Origin of the sequence: Poriferisphaera sp. WC338 (assembly GCF_050931845.1) — a bacterium.
GTDB lineage: Bacteria > Planctomycetota > Phycisphaerae > Phycisphaerales > Phycisphaeraceae > Poriferisphaera.
The window spans coordinates 3,592,190-3,611,180 of sequence record NZ_CP194516.1; the positions used below are offsets into that span (position 1 = coordinate 3,592,190).

Annotated in this window: 17 protein-coding genes; 11 read left to right on the forward strand and 6 right to left on the reverse strand. The window is 50.4% G+C overall.

The window, feature by feature from the left end; translation table 11 throughout:
• Positions 1-12: 12 nt before the first annotated feature.
• The 5 genes from ACQ6WK_RS14855 to ACQ6WK_RS14875 all read right to left on the reverse strand — a co-directional run bounded on the left by ACQ6WK_RS14855 (position 13) and on the right by ACQ6WK_RS14875 (position 4,644).
• Positions 13-258 carry a hypothetical protein gene (locus ACQ6WK_RS14855; RefSeq protein WP_432798170.1) on the reverse strand — a complete coding sequence of 82 codons (246 nt, stop codon included), beginning with the start codon at positions 256-258 and terminating at the stop codon, positions 13-15.
• 66 nt (positions 259-324) lie between these two features.
• The gene (locus ACQ6WK_RS14860) at positions 325-1,086 is read right to left on the reverse strand and encodes an RDD family protein (protein ID WP_432798171.1); all 762 of its coding nucleotides are present in this window, start codon (positions 1,084-1,086) and stop codon (positions 325-327) included.
• The gene (locus ACQ6WK_RS14865) at positions 1,083-1,871 is read right to left on the reverse strand and encodes an RDD family protein (protein ID WP_432798172.1); all 789 of its coding nucleotides are present in this window, start codon (positions 1,869-1,871) and stop codon (positions 1,083-1,085) included. Before ACQ6WK_RS14865 ends, ACQ6WK_RS14860 begins: the two co-directional genes overlap by 4 nt.
• A 148-nt stretch (positions 1,872-2,019) precedes the next feature.
• Positions 2,020-2,688, reverse strand: a complete 669-nt coding sequence (rdgB, locus tag ACQ6WK_RS14870) for an RdgB/HAM1 family non-canonical purine NTP pyrophosphatase (protein WP_432798173.1) — start codon at positions 2,686-2,688, stop codon at positions 2,020-2,022.
• A gap of 246 nt (positions 2,689-2,934) precedes the next feature.
• A complete protein-coding gene (locus tag ACQ6WK_RS14875) occupies positions 2,935-4,644 on the reverse strand; it encodes a 1,4-alpha-glucan branching protein domain-containing protein (RefSeq protein WP_432798174.1) in 1,710 nt (569 codons plus the stop codon).
• A gap of 211 nt (positions 4,645-4,855) precedes the next feature.
• Between ACQ6WK_RS14875 and ACQ6WK_RS14880 the strand changes: the two genes are divergently transcribed.
• The 7 genes from ACQ6WK_RS14880 (at position 4,856) to ACQ6WK_RS14910 (ending at position 12,352) form a co-directional block, all read left to right on the forward strand.
• Complete coding sequence (locus ACQ6WK_RS14880) at positions 4,856-7,111, forward strand: HEAT repeat domain-containing protein (RefSeq protein ID WP_432798175.1); 2,256 nt, start codon at positions 4,856-4,858, stop codon at positions 7,109-7,111.
• A gap of 66 nt (positions 7,112-7,177) precedes the next feature.
• Positions 7,178-8,665 carry a UDP-N-acetylmuramate--L-alanine ligase gene (murC, locus tag ACQ6WK_RS14885; protein WP_432798176.1) on the forward strand — a complete coding sequence of 496 codons (1,488 nt, stop codon included), beginning with the start codon at positions 7,178-7,180 and terminating at the stop codon, positions 8,663-8,665.
• A 333-nt stretch (positions 8,666-8,998) separates the two neighbouring features.
• A complete protein-coding gene (locus ACQ6WK_RS14890) occupies positions 8,999-10,327 on the forward strand; it encodes a hypothetical protein (RefSeq protein ID WP_432798177.1) in 1,329 nt (442 codons plus the stop codon).
• 166 nt (positions 10,328-10,493) lie between these two features.
• Positions 10,494-10,949, forward strand: coding sequence for a DUF1569 domain-containing protein (locus tag ACQ6WK_RS14895; protein ID WP_432798178.1), 456 nt, complete (start codon positions 10,494-10,496; stop codon positions 10,947-10,949).
• A gap of 53 nt (positions 10,950-11,002) precedes the next feature.
• Positions 11,003-11,488, forward strand: a complete 486-nt coding sequence (locus ACQ6WK_RS14900; RefSeq protein ID WP_432798179.1) for a DUF1569 domain-containing protein — start codon at positions 11,003-11,005, stop codon at positions 11,486-11,488.
• A 7-nt stretch (positions 11,489-11,495) separates the two neighbouring features.
• Positions 11,496-11,831 (forward strand): MGMT family protein, encoded by a 336-nt coding sequence (locus tag ACQ6WK_RS14905; protein ID WP_432798180.1) that lies wholly within the window; start codon positions 11,496-11,498, stop codon positions 11,829-11,831.
• A gap of 158 nt (positions 11,832-11,989) precedes the next feature.
• The gene (locus ACQ6WK_RS14910) at positions 11,990-12,352 is read left to right on the forward strand and encodes a PilZ domain-containing protein (protein ID WP_432798181.1); all 363 of its coding nucleotides are present in this window, start codon (positions 11,990-11,992) and stop codon (positions 12,350-12,352) included.
• A gap of 37 nt (positions 12,353-12,389) precedes the next feature.
• On the opposite strand, the gene ACQ6WK_RS14915 is transcribed toward ACQ6WK_RS14910, so the two are convergent.
• Positions 12,390-13,217, reverse strand: a complete 828-nt coding sequence (locus ACQ6WK_RS14915) for an SPOR domain-containing protein (RefSeq protein ID WP_432798182.1) — start codon at positions 13,215-13,217, stop codon at positions 12,390-12,392.
• A 159-nt stretch (positions 13,218-13,376) separates the two neighbouring features.
• Here ACQ6WK_RS14915 and ACQ6WK_RS14920 point away from each other — a divergent pair, with 159 nt between their 5' ends.
• The 4 genes from ACQ6WK_RS14920 (at position 13,377) to ACQ6WK_RS14935 (ending at position 18,912) form a co-directional block, all read left to right on the forward strand.
• Positions 13,377-14,903, forward strand: coding sequence for a class I adenylate-forming enzyme family protein (locus ACQ6WK_RS14920; RefSeq protein ID WP_432798183.1), 1,527 nt, complete (start codon positions 13,377-13,379; stop codon positions 14,901-14,903).
• A gap of 216 nt (positions 14,904-15,119) precedes the next feature.
• A complete protein-coding gene (locus ACQ6WK_RS14925) occupies positions 15,120-16,451 on the forward strand; it encodes a multicopper oxidase family protein (protein ID WP_432798184.1) in 1,332 nt (443 codons plus the stop codon).
• 28 nt (positions 16,452-16,479) lie between these two features.
• Positions 16,480-17,916, forward strand: a complete 1,437-nt coding sequence (locus ACQ6WK_RS14930; protein WP_432798185.1) for a TolC family protein — start codon at positions 16,480-16,482, stop codon at positions 17,914-17,916.
• Positions 17,917-18,003: 87 nt separating this feature from the next.
• Positions 18,004-18,912: a radical SAM protein gene (locus ACQ6WK_RS14935; protein WP_432798186.1), complete on the forward strand. Its 909-nt coding sequence runs from the start codon at positions 18,004-18,006 to the stop codon at positions 18,910-18,912.
• Positions 18,913-18,991: the final 79 nt, after the last annotated feature.

An 18,991-nucleotide genomic window follows, 5' to 3' on the forward strand; every position in this document is an offset into this window, starting at 1 on the left:
AAATAAAACTGCTCACGGCCTCAACAATAACACCACAACCGAAGGCAACACCATCGCCAAACTCGACGTCACCCAATGCCCCCGCACAACCCCAACCACACAGAGCAGCAATATCAATCCCGAACCATATGCCCACACTGCCGTCCCAACCGTCCTCACCTCAATATAGACATGCCGCATGATCGCTACGAAAGCGACAAACAAATAACCAAACACACAAATCAAAAAGAACCCCGACAAACGCAATCCACTCCACACGCACCCCGTTCCGTTTACACAACGGGTACCACTTCCCCTTTTCAGCCATCACAATAGGATCATTACTCAAATCTCAGCACCCATCTCACCGGACACCTGTTCAATTACTTTTTGTTTCTGTTCACTGATTGCCTCCCCGCATTCCGGACATTCATCACGACTCGTTGCCCGCAAGTCATACCCACATACATCACAGATCGGCACACCCAAATACGGCACTCTATCCACGTGCTTCATACTAACCACTTTCGTCCCCGCCCATTTATCTCCCAGTCGAAATCCACCCCGAAGCTGCCCCGCAACCATCCCCCATGCAATCAACAACAACACCGGCCCAAGCATCAAGCAAACAACACCCAGCAAACATATTGCGCCAATGAACGCCACACCGAAATTCCGCTTAAAACTCTGCATCAAACCAATCCCCTGACCCGTCTTCACATCCACCACCCTTAACCCCAACACCTTTTTCATTGGCGAGTACCCTTCAAAACCATCCTTCAGCGCAAACAAAATATGCCCTACAATCAAAACAACCGCCGAAATAGCCAGCAACACCACGACCTCACCTCCAAACGCACCCATATCGATCGATTCCAAGTATGACTCAGACAAAACGATACTTTTTTGCTGGACCATCATAAGAATCGCAACAAATGCAATCCACTCCACCGAAAACGCAACACATCTCGCCCACGCTGTGTTCCATCTGCAAATCTTGCATACATCAAAACCATATAACTTCTTCCACTCCACACGTGCCCCACTCCGTTTACACAACGGGCAACACTTCCCCTTTTCAGCCATCACAATGCGATCATTACTCACATCTCAGCCCCCATCTCTCCATACAATTCACGAATGACCTGCCGCTTCCTCGCACTGATTCCCTCGCCACATTCCGGACATTCATCTCGGCTTGTCACCCGCAAGTCATACCCACATTTTTCACAGAACGTCGTATCTACAAACACATGCTTATTTTTGTGTCGGTTCCAGATGACTTTTGTCCCAGCAGAATCATCTCCCATTCGAGGCCCTTCGCACAGCTTCGAACCAATCACAAAATAGAAAACAAGTGACGCAATCCCACCTGCAAACGGAATCAGTTTCAATAATGTCCCAATCACTTCAACTCGAATATTTCGCCGAAAACTTTTGCCAAAACCAATCGGCTCACCCGTCTGCTTCTCAATCACTCGCACACCAAAGATTAACTTTCCCAATGAGTATCCACGAAATCCGTCCTTAAAAGTAAAAAGAATCAAGCTTCCAATCCCCGCCCCCAACAAAACCAATATAAACCAAACCCCCTCATCCGCAGAGGTATTGGCAGGTGATAGAATCGCCATTAATAAACCAATCGCAAAAAACAAAACCATCAGCAACATATATAACAAAAGCATATCTACCACATAAGCAATCTGCCGCCGATTCGCGAAACCGTAATAACACTTCCTGCAAACTTTTGTCCCATACAACGGCTTCCCCCGCTCCATCTTCTTATCCGATCGGCCGCACAATGGACAACTCATATCACGAGGTGTCACCGCCAACTTCGGCTCTTCAACTACCAGTACCTCGCCCAACTCATATGTCTCTGACTCTTCCATCTGCATCACCTTCCCGAAAATGGCGTTATCATAAATTTCAGCCACAATCATACCAACCCACAAAGTTTGCGCACACAAAAACAGCGTGCTCTCGCACGCTGCATACAAGTCTATTGCTTAAATCATCTCCTCCACACAAATACGCAGTCTATTTTTTCTCGCCCATTTGTGTTTTCTGAATCAAGACTAGTTGCCGCGCCATTTCACGCGCAGCCGCACCGCGGTGGCTCACACGGTTCTTTTGATCGGCCGTTAGCTCCGCCGTCGTCATGCCAAGCCCCGGCACAAAGAAAATCGGATCATAGCCAAACCCGTTGTCGCCCTTACCCTTTTCCGGACGCACCACATCATCACATTCATCCAACGTTAAGATACGACCTTCAATCGTCCCACGCACCTCAACGAGTGGCTTATCTTTCTTCGGATCGCAGAGCGCCATCGCACAGACAAATCTGCCCGTTCGTTTGCTTGGTGCCATACCTTTCATTTTCTGTAAAAGCAGCTTGTTGTTTGCCCAATCAACAATCTTCCGCGGACCGACCTTGCCGGAATACCGAGCTGACAGAACGCCCGGCTCGCCATTCAAAATATCCACTTCTAATCCCGAATCATCTGCCATGCATAACATCTGCGTACGCTCTGCATAGTACTTCGCTTTCAGGACCGCATTGCCTTCGAACGTGTCTTGATCTTCCACCGGCTCAGGAAATTCAAGCGCAAGATCATTCAAGCTGATAATCTCAGCTTCAGCGTCCACCATGATCGCGCGGATCTCTTCGAGCTTATGCGGGTTAGATGTTGCAACTAGGATCTTCATGTTTTGCTCGCTACCCACCCCAAATGGCCCCCTCAGAACATCACCTCCCTCGTACAGATCCAAGCCTCCGCCGGCTTGTCTGCATCGATCCGCCCACCCTCATCATTTTAAGTACCTAAGCGGTCTTACATCTATCTATCGGCTGCTCACCACCACAAATTCAACACACATCTGCCAACAATCTTGGAAAAAATGCCCGCAAACGCTAATCAACGTTGAACTTACCGTTTAACCGCACTGCCACATCTACATATTCCACCAATTCAGATCGATCTCCGGAAAGATCACGTCATGAATATCCGCATCCTGTACCTCAAACCGCTCCACCTCATTCAGCTGCCCGAGATACTCGCTATTTTCAGCAACCTTTTCAGCCAAAGCGGTCAGAACCTCAAATCGACTCACATGCTGCATGAATCGCTTGATCCCATAATCAACCGCTTGGCCACGACGAATTACAAATGGCCAATCCGATGCCTGCAACAACAATAACTCCCGCCCAGCCTTCTCAAGCAATTCTTTCACTTGTTCGTTTTTCCGCCAGTCCAATTCACCAGTCAACTTCCCAAATGTGCTCTCACAACGATACTCGATGTCCCACATCCAGTTCACCTGGTCATTGGTCCACACACGATGATCGCCTTCTTCGCCCCATGATCCTTCCGGCAAAGCGACCACTTTATCCACCATGTGCGTGTCCAGATATTCTCGCGTCGTACACACCGTCACTTCAGGATCAGAGTTGAGCGACAACATGACATCCCGCAAGAACTGCGGCCCCTCAAACCACCAATGACCAAATAACTCCGCATCAAAACTCGTAACCACCACACCCGGGCGCCCAACCTCGTCACGGTACTTCCGCAAGCGATCTTTGATCGTATTCACAAAATGCGATACGTGCTCATGCATCTTGCCAGGCACATCGTCCGGCACATATAAATGTTTGTCGCCAAGGTCGACCTTATTACCGGTGATCTTCCAGTATCGTAATCCACGCTTCGGCGACCATGCTTTATGGAATTCTAAATACACCCCATCAGCTGGATACCCGATCGCGCCGGACCAAACCTGCTCACAAACCGCTTGATCACGTGCAAACGCTGCTGCGGCAGCTAAGCCCGTTCCATCCGAGTTCACGCCATGCGGCTCGTTCACACTTCGCCACCCGCGATTCGGATACTTTCTCGCTTCATCCCAATCCACCTTCCACCACTTGCCATCGTTGTAAACCTGTTCCGACCGCGAACCCTCAATCAAGTGCGACTCAACAAAAAAGTGATCCACTCCTTCATCCGCAACGAGATGTTCGACCCCAATGCGACCTTGCTTACGACCCCAGCCAATTGGTGGATTCCAATCGCCACTCGGACGATACGCGCACTCCGGCAACCACATCCCCGTTGGCTTAAAGCCCAAGATTCGCTCACTCGACGCAACGCCCGCACGGATCTGTGCACGGATCGACGCATCTTCATAAAGCAGCGGCATGTACGCATGTGTCGCATTACTGGTTAAGATTTCGCAATATCCTTTCTTAGCGCGCTCAGCAAACGCCGCAGGAATATCGCGATCATAAGATTCAAACTGCTCGAGCAATTTCTTGTAAAACGCTTCCCATCGCTCGGCCAAATATTTCATATGGCCATTATCTACCTCTTTAAACTCAACCTGATCCTTCCGTGCTCGCTCAATGCGGTCCTCCAGATAATGGATGAACCCCGTCTTGAAGACTTCATGATTGAGCTGCTCCAACAACACCGGTGTCAAACCCATCGTGATCTTGGGCACCGCCTTGAAATACACGCACTCGTCCAGCATCGCCAGAATCGGAAGATACGTTTCCGCCGCTGCTTCGTATAGCCAGTCCTCGCCATGCGGCCATGTGCCGTGACGCAGAACATAAGGAAGGTGGCCGTGCAGTACCAAACAGAAAGATCCAAGTGTCTCGCTCATGACAGCTATGGTACACACTTCATGTGAGTTTGGCGCTCGTAAGTCCCATTGCCAACATACATTCCGTACCTGATCCGTCATATTTTCACTTTCGTGTGAAACTTATTTACTTTATGTCCGTCATAAGGTTGAATAGATATTGCCCAACATGTGTTTTCAAACACACCCTGCCTCATTCTGAATGCAACTTCTAGGCAACAAGGAAAACATCATGCAGAAGCAAGCAACCGTCCTTTTCCATGTTTGTGTCTTGTTCGTATGTACCCTTGGTGCCGCCACTACCAATGCGCAAATCCAAATAGACACCAGCCTCAGCAAAAACAACAATCCCGAAACCCGCGTTGGCCACGAAATCCTCACGCCCAACCAAGAAAAGTGGGCCAATGACTACGTCTCATGGCATCATTGGTGGGAAGCCAACGCCATCGACTACCTCCAGCTCCCTGAGTCCGTCGAATACGACGCCTCATGGCAAACCCAGCGCAAGGAAGCGGGCAAGCTCATTTCAAAACTGCTTCATCATGAATCACCACACATCATCGCCGAAGCTGCACTTGCCGCAGGACGCATTAACCTTACATCTGCCATCGATCGCCTCGAACAACTCACCGAATACTTGGCTCCCAACGTCCGCCGTAATGCCTATCTCGCGCTCGGCCTCATGAATCGTTCTCCCCGGCTGATCGAACACACCAAAGAATTTGAATTGACTGCTTCAGATAAAGCTGCACAGATCATGGCGATCACACTTCTTGAGAAACCCAATAAACAAGACATCGCTTTCGCTATCAACTTCCTGAAAGACAATTCGCCCGTAGTCCACCAGGCAGCCGCATGGTTCGCACGTCTTGTCGCTAATCCTCAATCGAAAAATATCACGCTCAAACTCCTCAGCAATAGTAGCGACCCTTACGTCGTCAATGATGCCATCGTAAGCTATGCCGACCTTGGCATAAAAAGCGAACGGCAAGTTCTTCTTAATCTTGTTCGCGGCAACGATACATCAAAATTCAAAATCCCCACGATCAAGAAACTGAATGATCTGGTTTATGCTGCACGTAACGCCATCCCTCGCAACCGAACGGCAGAAAACAAACTCAACAGCATGCGCCTCTCGCTTAAAACCTCTGCTGCCATCGGCCTCGAAAATCGCAAAGACAATCCCAACCGCACAGACACCCTCCGTACAAAACTCCGCGACCTCTATCAAAGACGCAGCAACCTGCTTCCATACCAAGGGTTTGGCGGGCGATCAGATCGTGTTCGTACTGGCCAAAGTTTTGTTGGCTCCCGCCCTACCAAAAGTCGCCAATATATCGGTGGCGATCTGCTATGGGTCTACGGCTTTGACAGTATCGACCACTTCACCTCGGCAGGATATGATCGCCGCTTCCTCCTGATCACACTCGGGAAAATCGGCAGCAGTGAAGATGCCGAACTGCTACAAACCATCCTCGACCTCGATGCGGGTCTCTCACTTAGCACACGCAAGGTAATGGCGCATGATCCTAACCGTGGATTTGCCGCCCTTGCGCTTGGCATCTACCTCCGCCGCATCGAATCTGGCAGCGAAAACATTCGGCACAGCGCCCGCGATAAAATCCGCATTACTAATGAACTTCTCGAAGTCATCCGTGATCACAACGAACCCTACAACCTCCGCGCCGCATGCGTTACCGCCATCGGTATCAGCCAGAACAAAAAATTCATCGCCTCACTCAAAGAACGTATCACGATTGAAGATAACCCGCTTGTCCTCGCAACCATCGCACGTGCCCTCGCCATGCTTGGCGATCAACAGAACAGCACGATGCTCGCCAAACGCATCATCGAAAAATACTGGCCTGCCACCGGCAACATCAATTACCTCTACCCCTCCATCCACACAGTTGATCCTCTCCCCAGAAGCAAAGATCGACTCAACCGTATTCAGGAAATTACTATCCGTGCCGCAGCCGAAGCGCTATGCCTCAGCGGCAGCGAACTAGATGTCGAATCGTACAACCGCTGGATGGGACGTGACGCCTATGTTGACCTTCGTCTCACACAAGCCATGAAAATCTATCGAAAGCAATGGCAAACCGACGAAGTTCTCCGCAAGGCAATTGAACAATATGTCTCCCGCGATATAAACCGTACCGCAAACCGGAATCGCTCACTGATCAGCCCCATCTGGATGCTCAGCGAACGATATGATCCTAACATCACACCCCGTACCACCATCCGTTTCCGTCAGTCATCCTTCATGCTTTTCAATGAGGTCAAAAGCCTCGAATCCAAGCGAGAACACCACACATTCCTATACGCCAACCTCGCCAATCCCTTCCTTCATGAAATGCTCTTCATCAAGACAACTGAATCACGAAACCGCAACGATGAAGATCAAGCTTTTAGCAAGATCACACCAGCCGAAGCACGGGAACGGGACAATTTTTATGGCAGACACGTTTCTAATCTGTGGCGGTAATCTGCCTTACCCCCAACCGGCAACACCCGTTGTGCGCCGCACCCTCCAGCAGCTACAATCTCATCCATGAGTGATCTTAAACAGAAGGTTGAAGGTGAAAATCGCGATATCCTCGGCGTCGATCCATCTGGTCGTATCGCATTGTCTGGTAAACACCTGCATTTTGTCGGCATCGGCGGTTGCGGTATGTCCGGCCTCGCGCGCATGTGCCACCAATTCGGCGCTCATTGCAGCGGTAGTGACCTCGGCCAATCCAAAACGGTTCAAGAACTCACTGACCTTGGCATCCCCATCGCCGACCAACAAGCCGAAGCGTCACTCCCCGAAACTTGCGACGCCATGATCATCTCTGCTGCTATCAAGGATGATCATCCCGAAGTCTGCGCTGCTCGCAAGCGCGCTGTCCCCGTCGTGAAGTACGCCAAAATGCTCGGCCAACTCATGCTTGGGCGCACCGCCATCACTATCGCAGGCACACACGGCAAATCTTCCACTACCTCCTTCCTCGCACACATCATGATCCAGTGTGACCTCGATCCATCCTTCATCGTCGGTGCTAATTGCGAGCAAATCGGCGGCGGGTCCCGCGTCTGTGCCGATGATTCCCCCAACCACTTCCTCCTTGCCGAAGCATGCGAGTATGATCGTTCCTTTCACAACTTCCACCCCACACACGCGATCATCCTTAACGTCGAAGCCGATCATCTCGACATGTACTCGGGGTTAGACGAGATCGTCGAAGCGTTCAGTGTCTTCGCCAAGAAAGTTCCTGAAAGCGGCACACTCTTGATCAATCACGACATGGGTTGTCGCCTCGAAATCACCGCCGGCCTAAGTTGCCCTGTTGAAACCATTGGCTACTCCCCCGAAGCTGATTGGCAAGTACGCCTCAATAAAGGGCGCGCACATCTCGATCACAACGGCGAAAAGGTTTGCCAGTGGCGCGTCCCGCTCCCCGGCGTTCACATGGCCTACAACGCCGCCGCCGCCGCCATCACCGCACACCGCCTTGGTGCCGACTGGAAACAAATCGCCGCCGCGATTGAATCCTTCCGCGGACTTGATCGTCGCATGCAACTGCTCGGCGTGAAAGACTATCTCACTCATCGTGATGCGGGCGACAAACAGTCCGACTATAGCATCACTGTCATCGACGACTACGGCCACCACCCCACCGAAGTCGAAACCACTCTCCGCGCCCTCAAACATCACTACCAACCCAAAAGGCTTATCTGCGTCTTCCAACCCCATCAGCATTCACGCACACGCTTCCTCATGGAGCAGTTCGCCACCAGCTTCAGCGACGCCGACGTTGTCATCGTGCCACATATCTATTTTGTTCGTGATTCCGAAGCTGAACGTCACGCGGTTACCAGCGCCGATCTGGTTGACCGCCTGCGGCAAAAGAATGTGCAAGCCATGCACCTTTACCCCTTCGATGCCATCATCGAACAGCTCGAACTGATCACCCGCCCCGGCGATTTGCTCGTCACCATGGGTGCAGGCGACGTCTGGAAAGTTGCTCGCGGTTTCCTTGGCGACCCTGCCCCATAAACCAATCTCCACGCAACACATCTCTAGCAGACAATCCTGCCGCACGTGTTTATAGGACATAAAAAACACAGCAAGACCCACGACATTGCTTCAACATGTTGCGGCAATGCCCGTTAGAATATCTCCCTCTAGATAGCTCCCACCAACTGATGATTTAGTAAATTGAAAGCTTGTTTTGATCCATCATGCTGCCGATAAAACCTGTACTTCGAAAGATGAGCAGCGTTCGTGCGCGCCTTTTACCACCACGGAAACCATGCGTATGGGCCGCAGAGGGGAGCAAGCACGATGAGGGTGAGACTATCTGAGCTGCCGAGGAAGGTTTACCGGTCTATGTTTCAAAACGGCAGCAACAACAGAATCGCAAACTCCGATCTTGCACCAAGACACCAGGAACGCGACCGTCTGATCAAAGTCATGCGTGACAAAATTCTTGATGCGCAAACCATCACACACTTCGACGAACATCAAACTGACGAACTCACTGGCAAAGATAGATACGACTTCCTCTTTGCTGGGTCGGGGCTCCCGCGCTTTCCTGACAAAATGTTTGACCGTCTCCGCTGGGGAGGCCTCTTCTGCTATGTCGGTTTCAGTGAACAAAAAGTTCGACGCCTCGCTGAAATGTATGACAACCAAAACGGCTTCCTCATCGAGCAGCCTCCCACCAAAATCAGTACCACCGTCTTCGGTATGCGCATCCCCGGCATCACCACGCACGGCTACTACTTCACCGCACGTAAAATCCATCTTATCCTCCCCGGCGAGATCACAGATCGTTTCACCTATTGCGTCCAACTCACACCCGCGCCCAATGCTGAGCACGGATATGTCGTCACCAAATATGTCCCCAGCTTCGACAACATTGTCTTCCGCCTCAAAGCTCGCTTCCCGGATGCATCACAAGAAGACATCGAAGCACGTGCCAAAAAATTCGTTGAACAGGTCTTCCCAACGTTCCTGACACGTGAAGTCGCTTTCCTGAAAATCCTTGAGCGTGACCTGCCGGAACAATATCGCAGCCGCGTTCCAAGATTACTCGGCGCAGAAAAAGATGAGCGAGGCTTCATCAAAACGCTTCATATGAACTGGATGCGCACCGGCAACCAACCCATGTCACAACTTACTTTCGCAGAGCAAAGTGCCGAACTCCTCACCGCCCTGCATGACCACGCCAAGATCATTCACCTCGATCTGCGGCTGGATAACTTTGTCATCACCAAAGACGGTGTCGGCTTTGTCGACTTTGGTTCCGCAGTCCGCATCGGTGAGAAACTTAAAGAATCACCTATGCTCACAAGTCTCTACGGCGAAATGATGCGTACCAGCCAAATCCAACGGATGCTTGGCCGCATGATTGATCGCGGCCATGTGACCAATGAAGAAATGACTGCGGCCTATCAAAAGGTCGATAAGGCTGTCGATTCCTACTACCTCGCTGTGCAAATCAACAAGCCAAACATCAATCCCGAATTCGGGCACCTGGTCTCATTCGATCCCAACAGCGATCAAGCAAATGCGCTTAGTGCCTTGACCGCGGCGATCCTGCGACCCAAACACCCGGATAAATCCAATTTCAAAACAGCAGCCGACATCCTCCGTGGCATTCAACGTATCAAAAAACGACTTGCCGAAAAACGTAAGCCCGGTCGTGCGGCTTAATCCCATCGTCACACAAGATCAATCACCATCAATGCCCCGGTAAAACCGGGCGTTTTTACGTGAATCACGTAATACAAAAACAATTGAAATAATCTTTGGATCTCGTAGATTGGGCCTTTGACCACACAAGCGACAGTGCTATCTGTACAGCCACAAGGAATGCTCCATGCCCATCGCAAACGCCATCCGCTTTAACAGTCTTGATGAAATCCTTGCCTATGCAGAACAATGCGCCGGCAGCCGTGTTGAAGCGCTCAAGGACTGGTCACTCGCCCAAAATATCAAACATCTCGCCATCACCATCCGCATGAGCGCCAAAGGACCGGCTCTTAAAGCGCCCTTTCTGATCCGTAAGCTTGCAAAGCTGCGTAAAAATAAAATGTTCAAGGACGGCATCCCAAGCGGCTTTACAATCCCCGGCAAGTTCACCGACTTTATCCCCGATCCCAACATCTCCACAGAACAAGCATTAGATGACCTCCGCAACGCGATCGACACCTTCAATCGTGCTAACACCTACTTTCCACATCCCATCTTTGAGAAATTTACCCGCCAAGAATGGATCACGTTCCACTGCCGTCACGGTGAACTCCACCTTGGCAATGTCCAAATTGTCGAGTAATGTAAACACTTACTATCAACATCCAACTGGATTCGGTTGTGTGGGAAGAACCTATGAGCGAGACACAAACGCATCGTGACATACCATTAAAAAGACGAACACTCTATTTTCAGAATATTGATCAAATTCTTGAGGAAGCAGATCGCCTAGCATCTGGTGATTATCAGAAATGTGCAGACTGGTCTCTTGGCCAAAACTGTCACCATCTTGCTACTTGGATGGTCATGTGCATGGATGGGTTGCCACACTTTCCGATGATCCTCCGCATACTCATACGAGCGGTATTCAACAAAGACAAGATCTTGCAAAAAGGATTCAAGCCCGGCATGAATGTGCGTGGCAAACTCAAAAAACTCGAACCAACATCTGACATCACCGACGAAACGGGGCTGGAAGCGCTCCATAAAGCCGTCGAGCGGTTTCGTCACGAACCAAAGCTACCCGCACATCCACTACTGGGTAAAATGTCAGATGACGATTGGTTGCAACTTCATCTGCGTCATGCCGAACATCACCTTGGCATGATCCACCCCATGTGAGGTGTTTATGTATGAAAAATCAATTCTTGCTGGCCGCATCCGTGAAGGTATGAATTTTAATCAGAAGATCTGGGCACTTACCGCACGCATCCCCGAAGGCAAAGTCGCCACCTACGGTGACCTTGCCACCAAGCTTGGAACACGTGCCTACCGCGCTGTAGGCAATGCCATGAACCGCAACCCCTACGCACCAGAAGTTCCATGCCATCGTGTGGTCGGTTCTGATGGATCACTCACCGGCTTCGCACACGGATTAGCTCGCAAAGAAAAAATGCTCAAAGCGGAGGGTGTCAAGATCGTCAAAGGAAAAATCGATCTCTCAAAATTCCAATACAAACTATGATTGCTACCACGTGCAGCTATGTTAAAGATTGCCGACTGTAACAATCAGGTAATCTCACACGATTGTTGAAGCATACAATGCGTATGACTTAACATGACATATCAGCTTTTCAATTCTTTCCTATTGATCCTCGCTCCATACCGTTCGATACCCGTTGTATGAGAATCGCGAGAAATGCTCCATTACAATTCCGGCCCGAGTACAAGGAAGATGATCGCCGCCGACATGGCCGCTTGCGTTGCGAAAGCACCAAGTGCTCAATGGGTAAAGTGATCGATCTCTCAGCTTCAGGAATGTGTATCGAACGCAAAGGCAAATGCGTCAAAGAAGGCGAATCATTCGAATTGACGATTCAATACGACAAGATCCAAGTCATGTTCCCTGTCATTGTGAAACGTGTGCAAAAAATAGGTTTTCGTCGTTATCAATACGGCCTTGCATTCGATCAGATTGATGAAAATCAACAGGCCGTTCTGAACCAATTTGCGCAGCTCGCAGCCGACCGCATGGTGATCGGCTAATCCCTTCTTCCTATCTTTTCAGAATATTCAGCCGTTATTACTGCTTGCGTTGCACAAGCGGAACGATGATTGCATCTGGCGCTTTCAGTAACTGTTTCGCATGCTTGGCTGCTTCATATGTTGAAAATGCACCCACCTGTACACGCACAAAGGTTCGGCCACCACGCCCTTCAATCCCCGCAAGCGACGGCTCGCCCAGCTTCAACATAGCTGCACGATAACGGATCTGATCTGCCACATCACGTGCATTGTTCCGATTCACATACGCGCCAATCTGCAAAGTGTATCCACTCACCGCAAGCTGTTTTTCGATACGCGTGAGCAATTCCTGATTCGGTCCTGCTGCCTTTGCAAGATAAAGAGTTCGGCGTGCTTGGCTGTGAAAGCCAAGCTTCTGCTGCGCGATCGCCGCAAAGAAATACGCATTAGCTCGATCTTGTGGCTCACTCAATTCCTTCCCTGCTAGCAGGAAGTACTTTGCAGCTTCTTTCTGTTGTCCGATCGAGCTATACATAATGCCCAATTCCGCATGACAATCTGCCGTCAACATCTTGTCACGTGAATACTTCAGTGCTGTATGCAAATGATCAGTCGCTCGCCGTGTTTTCTTAAGCTGATGCAAGCTCTTACCTGCAATGTATTGCGACACCGCACGGTAATTATGATCATCCGTTTGGATGGAGGTCGCAATCTGGTGCGCCCGCTCATACTGACCCTGATCATAAGCTTGGTGCATGCTCTGCATCGCAAGCGGTGTATTTTCATGCTGCGACTTCAGCGTATTGCAGCCCGCAAGCCACATCCCCATCACAACCCACATCAAGCAGGCAACAACAACATTATTATGCTTCTTCCACTGATTCATGGTATGTCCATCCCTGTCGTATTCCTCGGCTATAAACACAGAATGGCTTCATTGTAAACAGCTTAATGAGATATCAGAACCTTTTTTCAAAAACTCAGGGAAGCGCCTTAGCATCATGTGATATTTGCAAGCTAATCGCAAGCATTTCGGATATCATGGGTGCGATATTTTCAAGCTTTAAATAAGGGACGAGGTGTGAATCTACTCTGGCAAATCATCTGGCAAGGCATTCGCCACCCCAAGCAAGTCGCCATCATCGACGATCAACGAAAATGGACCTATGGCAAGCTCCTCGGCGGATCTCTCTTTATCGCACAACATCTCGATCAAACGACCAGTGCCCGAAACGTCGGCATCATGCTCCCCACCAGCGGCGCATTCCCGGCAGCCCTCCTCGGCGTCTGGATGTCCAATCGCGTTGCCGTCCCACTCAACTATCTCCTCTCCCCTGAAGAACTCGAATATGTCGTAAACGATTCCGACATCGACACCATCATCACTGCAGGCGCAATGCTTGATTTCCTCGGTGACGACTATCAATTCCCTGACAACGTCAAGCTGCTTAAACTCGAAGACCTTGACTTCACCGGTGCTCCTGAGTTTCGCTGGCCGCCATTCAAACACAAAGACGATCTCGCCGCACTCCTCTATACCTCCGGCACCTCCGGCAAACCCAAAGGTGTTATGCTTTCACATGGTAACTTTGCTGCCGATGTCAAAGCTGCCGTCATCCACGCACAACTCACCGAAAAAGATATCTTCATGGGTGTCTTGCCTCAGTTCCATTCCTTCGGTCTCACCGCTCTCACACTCATCCCACTCGCCATCGGTTCAAAAATTATCTACACCGCTCGCTTCATGCCGAAAAAAATCATCGAACTTATGCGCAAACACCGCCCCGGCATCTTCATGGGTGTCCCTTCCATGTATGGCGCACTCTTCTCAGTCAAGGGTGCTGAAGCAGAAGATTTCAGTTCGCTCCGCTACGCTATCTCCGGTGCCGAACCGCTACCCACTGCCGTCTATGAAAAAGCCCGCGACCGCTTTAACCTGCAAATCTTCGAGGGATTCGGCCTCACCGAAACCACCCCCGCCACCAACTGGTCCACACACCATCAAAACCGCCTTCATTCCGTCGGGCTTCCACTGCCAACCGTGAGACAATTCATCCTCGACGACGAAGATCGTATCCTGCCACCTAATCACGAAGGTGAACTTGTCATCGCTGGCCCCATCGTCATGCAAGGCTACTACAAGCAACCCAAACTCACCCATGAAGTCATCTTCCAGCTCCGCATCCCCGGTGAAGACATGCCACTCCGCACGTTTCGCACTGGTGACATAGGAAAAATTGATGATGATGGCTTCCTCTACATCACTGGCCGCAAAAAAGAAATGCTCATCATCAGTGGCGAAAACGTCTTCCCACGTGAAATCGAAGAAGTCATTAACTCACATGATGCTGTTCTTGCTTCTGCAGTTATTGGCCGCAAAGACGATGTTCGCGGCGAAGTTGCAGTCGCCTATGTCGAAATGAATCCTGGCATGACCTTTGATGAAAAAGACATCCGAAATTTCTGTCGCCAAAAACTTTCACAATTCAAGGTCCCCCGCGAAATCAAAGTTCTTGATGCCTTGCCCCGTAACGGCACCGGTAAAATTATGCGCCGTAAAATTGAGCCTTAAAACGCCTTCATTTTCAGCACCTCTCGTAAACCATCTTTTGATAACAAACGAATTATTGGATCAGGGATCATCTCTGTCATAAACGATCAAGTCGTCCCACAACTGCGACGACATTGATCATACAGAGGGAAGAAATCCGAGCAGTATCACGGTGTGTTTTACTAGCGATATTGGTCACGTGCCACATCGCTAATGATTATGGCTTGGAGAGACGCAATGCCTCACCCAATATCTAGACGGCGGTTTTTCGCATCAGCTGCCGCTGCTATTACCGGCGGAGGCGTTGCCGCGCGCGCTGTAGGTCAAGCCAAGCCATCCAGAAACGATTTGATCCACGACCAAGACATCGTAGACATCACGAATCAGGAGTTAGATAATCTTTATTCCGTCGGCAACCGCGAGCTTCCAAGCGCCTTGCCCGTTGATCCAGAGCGTAATCATTTCCCACGCATTGAAAAAGGCAAAATATACTCACCGCCACCGCCACTTATGGGTAAACAGATGGGGCGTGTTATTTCACCCGGTATACCGCCTCTCGGTTACGAAATGGATGGCGATGTCAAAGTTTTCAAACTGATTGCACAACCCATTGAGATCGAGATCACCGACGGCTTCACCGAACACACCTACTCCCTCCTCAACAGCACCGGCCCGTACCGCCCGTTCTCCTATCGCCCGACTGTCAAAAAAACCATGCTCGCTTGGGGGTTCAACGGCTCTTGTCCCGGCCCCACACTCGAAGCCACCGAAGGCGACACTGTCCGCATCGTCGTTAAAAACGAACTACCCCAACCAACCTCCATTCACTGGCACGGTTTTGAGCTCCCCTTCTCTCAAGATGGCGCATCCGGCTATTTCCCTTGGAACGCACATCGTCCCATCCTCCCTGGCCAAACACGCGAATACCAATTCACGCTCCATCAATCTGGCACACTTATGTATCACACCGGCTTTAACATGATGGTCCAGGAAGGCATGGGGCTTGCTGGAAACTTTGTTGTTCATCCCCGTAAGCCCGAACACAAAATCGATCGTGACTTTGCCATCATGCTCCAGCAATGGTTTTTCATCCCAGGAAATGAAGCACCAAACGTCGTTCAGATGGAAGCGAAGATCGCAACCTTTAATGGACTCACCCTTCCCAAACTTCCCATGCTCCAGGTTAATCAATACGATCGCGTCCGCATCCGCTTTGGCAACCTCTCCCTTAAAATGCACCCTATCCATCTTCACGGCTACTCCTTTGAAGTCGTCGGCACCACCGGCGGTCCCTTACAGCCCTCCGCAAGGTACAAAGAAGCCACCGTTGCCATTCATCCCGGTCAAACACGTGACATTGAGTTCGTCGCATGGAACCCTGGCACATGGCGTATGCACTGCCATGTCTTACACCACACCATGAACATGATGCCTAACGCACCCATGGGCATCATGCCTCCTGAAGGCATGTTCACTTGGGTCAATGTCAAACCCCGCGATCCTCAATACGATCCGCGAAGTAACACTGCACCATGGAAATTTGAAGGCAACAAGTACAACAACCTCTAACCATTGCTTAGCTCATGGATAGGTCAAAGTGAAACACCAACCATTACCAATTATTAAAATCATTCAGGTAGGTACCGTTGCTTTCCTCGCTATTCTCGCTGGCTGTGAAGTAAGCACTGAGATGCAATGGAAACAGGTCACTGAACTCAACGAACAGCGCACCGGGCGCAATCTCATTTGGGAACAAACTGATGAAGATCGTATCATAATCAACGAATCAATCGAAACACTCCTCGAAGATGGTCTCACCCGCGAAGAAGCGGTTAGCATTGCCATCCTTAACAACCGCGAACTTCAAGCCGGCTTTGAAGAACTCGGCATCGCCGCTTCAGACTTGCTCCAATCACAATTATTGACCAACCCGCCATTGGCCGGGTTCCTTGCCCTTCCAACCAATGTTGGCAATACCACCGCCTCGCTCCTCTTCGTCATCTCCGATCTTTGGCAAATCCCCGCGCGCAAAAAACTCTTTGAATCTCTCTCTGATATCAAGGCACAGCAGGTCACCATGCTCATCGTACAGACCGCTGCCGAAGCTGAAATGGCTTACGATCATGCTGTTTATCGTGAAAAAATGCTCATGCTCGCTGAACGCATGCAGCAGGAAAAACAATTGATTGCTGACCGTATGTTCGTTCGTTACCGCCACGGTCTCATTGGCGAACTCGTGCTCGAACGTGCTCGCGCCGATGCCGCCCAACAGCGTATTGTCGTTCGTAACATGCAAAATCTACTGCAAATCGCTGAGACGCGCCTTGATGTTTCGCTCTCACTCCACAACGTCGCGCAGCAAGTCAAATTCACCAGCACGCTCGATTGGATGTACAAATCACTGGACGACCCCCAGAAATACGTCGATTTTGCCATGAAGCATCGTTTGGATATTCTGACCGCCAATACCGAAGTACAAGCCGCAAAGCTTGCAATGGAATACCAAAAAACACTGTTGTTTCCCAGCATGCAAGCTGGCTTTGCATGGGAGGGTGCTATCCAAAATGAAAACACCTTCGGCCCTGCCGGCTCCATGGTCGTGCCTATTTTTGATCAGAACCAAGCCCAAGTCGCCAAAGCTATGTATGTCCATAAGCAAAAGAAAAAGTATCTCCAATCGCTTGAGAATAAAACCCGCAAGCAAGTCATGGACATCATCTACAATCAAAATACCGAGCAGGACAATCTCAAATATCTCTACAATCAACTCAACCGTATCATCGAAAACGAAGTTGAATACGCTGACAACTGGCGTATGAAACGGCAACTCAACATGATCGACTGGCTCACAGCCCGCGTCATGCACATCATGCTCGACCAGCAGATGGTCGACACCATCTGGCGACTCCGCATGCAACAAGTCGAACTCTACCAAGCGAGTTGGGGCGGCATGACCACCGAGCCAAGCCCAGCCCAAATCCCAGTCATGCCGGCCGATGGCATTGTCGAGATCGATGACGGCCCCACCTTTTAACGCATCAAAACATGACTCTCGCCCCACCCCATATGCCAGCCTATGCCAGTTTTGGGACTCACCTCACCATCACGATACAATGATGTTATGAGCAGTTCTCAAGATCCAACCGCAGACCCTCTCCATGTCGTCAATCGCGCATACCAAGATCACGCGCGTCTCTGGGAATCCTTCACCTATGTCTACCCCGTCATCTCCCGGCGCTCCGGCGGACTCTCCATTGGCATCAACCTCAACATCAACAAGGCCTGCAATTACGACTGCATCTATTGCTGCGTTGACCGCTCTAACGAACCAGAAACCATTCATGTCGACATCAAGCAAATCCACACTGAACTCGATGAACTGCTCCAACTCGTCCAAACCGGCAAGATCTGGACCTTTGATAAATTCAAAGATGTCCCGGCCAACCTTCGACGCCTCAACGACATTGCCTTCTCCGGCGACGGTGAACCCACCACTTTCTCTGGCTTCGGCGCCGTCGTTCGTGATGTCATCGAACTGAAACAATCCCACTGCTTCGACCAAACCAAAATCGTCCTCATCACCAACGCCACCGTCCTCTCCCGCATCGCTGTCCAAGACGCTCTCGGTGAAATGATGGCACACAACGGCGAGATCTGGGCCAAACTCGATGCCGGCACCGAGGCTTACTACCAACTCGTCAACCGTACACGTGTGCCACTCTCCCGCGTCTTAGACAACATCAATCAAACCGCCAAGCTCTACCCCGTCATCATTCAAACCATGCTCATGCGTGTCATGGGACAACCCATACCCACCGCCGAGTTCGATACTTATATCGATCGCATCACTGACCTCATCCAGAACGGCAGTGACGTGAAAGGTGTTCAGCTTTATTCGGTCGCGCGCAGCACCGCCGAATCTTACGTCGAACCTGTCACCGATACATTTATGGATGAATGCAAGGCAAGACTGAACGCCCGCTTACCCAAACTTCCCATCGAAGTGTACTACGGTGTACCCGCTTCTTAAACATTGCGCATACACAAACCCACGTGTTCCACACGTAGGATCATCTTGCACACACATCGCCTCTTTACATCAATCAAAC

Bases quoted from the DNA above. Each gene is read 5' to 3' on its own strand.
- ACQ6WK_RS14865 (WP_432798172.1), bottom strand. From the start codon at position 1,871: ATGGAAGAGTCAGAGACATATGAGTTGGGCGAGGTACTGGTAGTTGAA.
- rdgB (WP_432798173.1), bottom strand. From the start codon at position 2,688: ATGAAGATCCTAGTTGCAACATCTAACCCGCATAAGCTCGAAGAGATC.
- ACQ6WK_RS14875 (WP_432798174.1), bottom strand. From the start codon at position 4,644: ATGAGCGAGACACTTGGATCTTTCTGTTTGGTACTGCACGGCCACCTT.
- ACQ6WK_RS14880 (WP_432798175.1), top strand. From the start codon at position 4,856: ATGCAGAAGCAAGCAACCGTCCTTTTCCATGTTTGTGTCTTGTTCGTA.
- murC (WP_432798176.1), top strand. From the start codon at position 7,178: ATGAGTGATCTTAAACAGAAGGTTGAAGGTGAAAATCGCGATATCCTC.
- ACQ6WK_RS14890 (WP_432798177.1), top strand. From the start codon at position 8,999: ATGTTTCAAAACGGCAGCAACAACAGAATCGCAAACTCCGATCTTGCA.
- ACQ6WK_RS14895 (WP_432798178.1), top strand. From the start codon at position 10,494: ATGCCCATCGCAAACGCCATCCGCTTTAACAGTCTTGATGAAATCCTT.
- ACQ6WK_RS14900 (WP_432798179.1), top strand. From the start codon at position 11,003: ATGAGCGAGACACAAACGCATCGTGACATACCATTAAAAAGACGAACA.
- ACQ6WK_RS14905 (WP_432798180.1), top strand. From the start codon at position 11,496: ATGTATGAAAAATCAATTCTTGCTGGCCGCATCCGTGAAGGTATGAAT.
- ACQ6WK_RS14910 (WP_432798181.1), top strand. From the start codon at position 11,990: ATGAGAATCGCGAGAAATGCTCCATTACAATTCCGGCCCGAGTACAAG.
- ACQ6WK_RS14915 (WP_432798182.1), bottom strand. From the start codon at position 13,217: ATGAATCAGTGGAAGAAGCATAATAATGTTGTTGTTGCCTGCTTGATG.
- ACQ6WK_RS14925 (WP_432798184.1), top strand. From the start codon at position 15,120: ATGCCTCACCCAATATCTAGACGGCGGTTTTTCGCATCAGCTGCCGCT.
- ACQ6WK_RS14935 (WP_432798186.1), top strand. From the start codon at position 18,004: ATGAGCAGTTCTCAAGATCCAACCGCAGACCCTCTCCATGTCGTCAAT.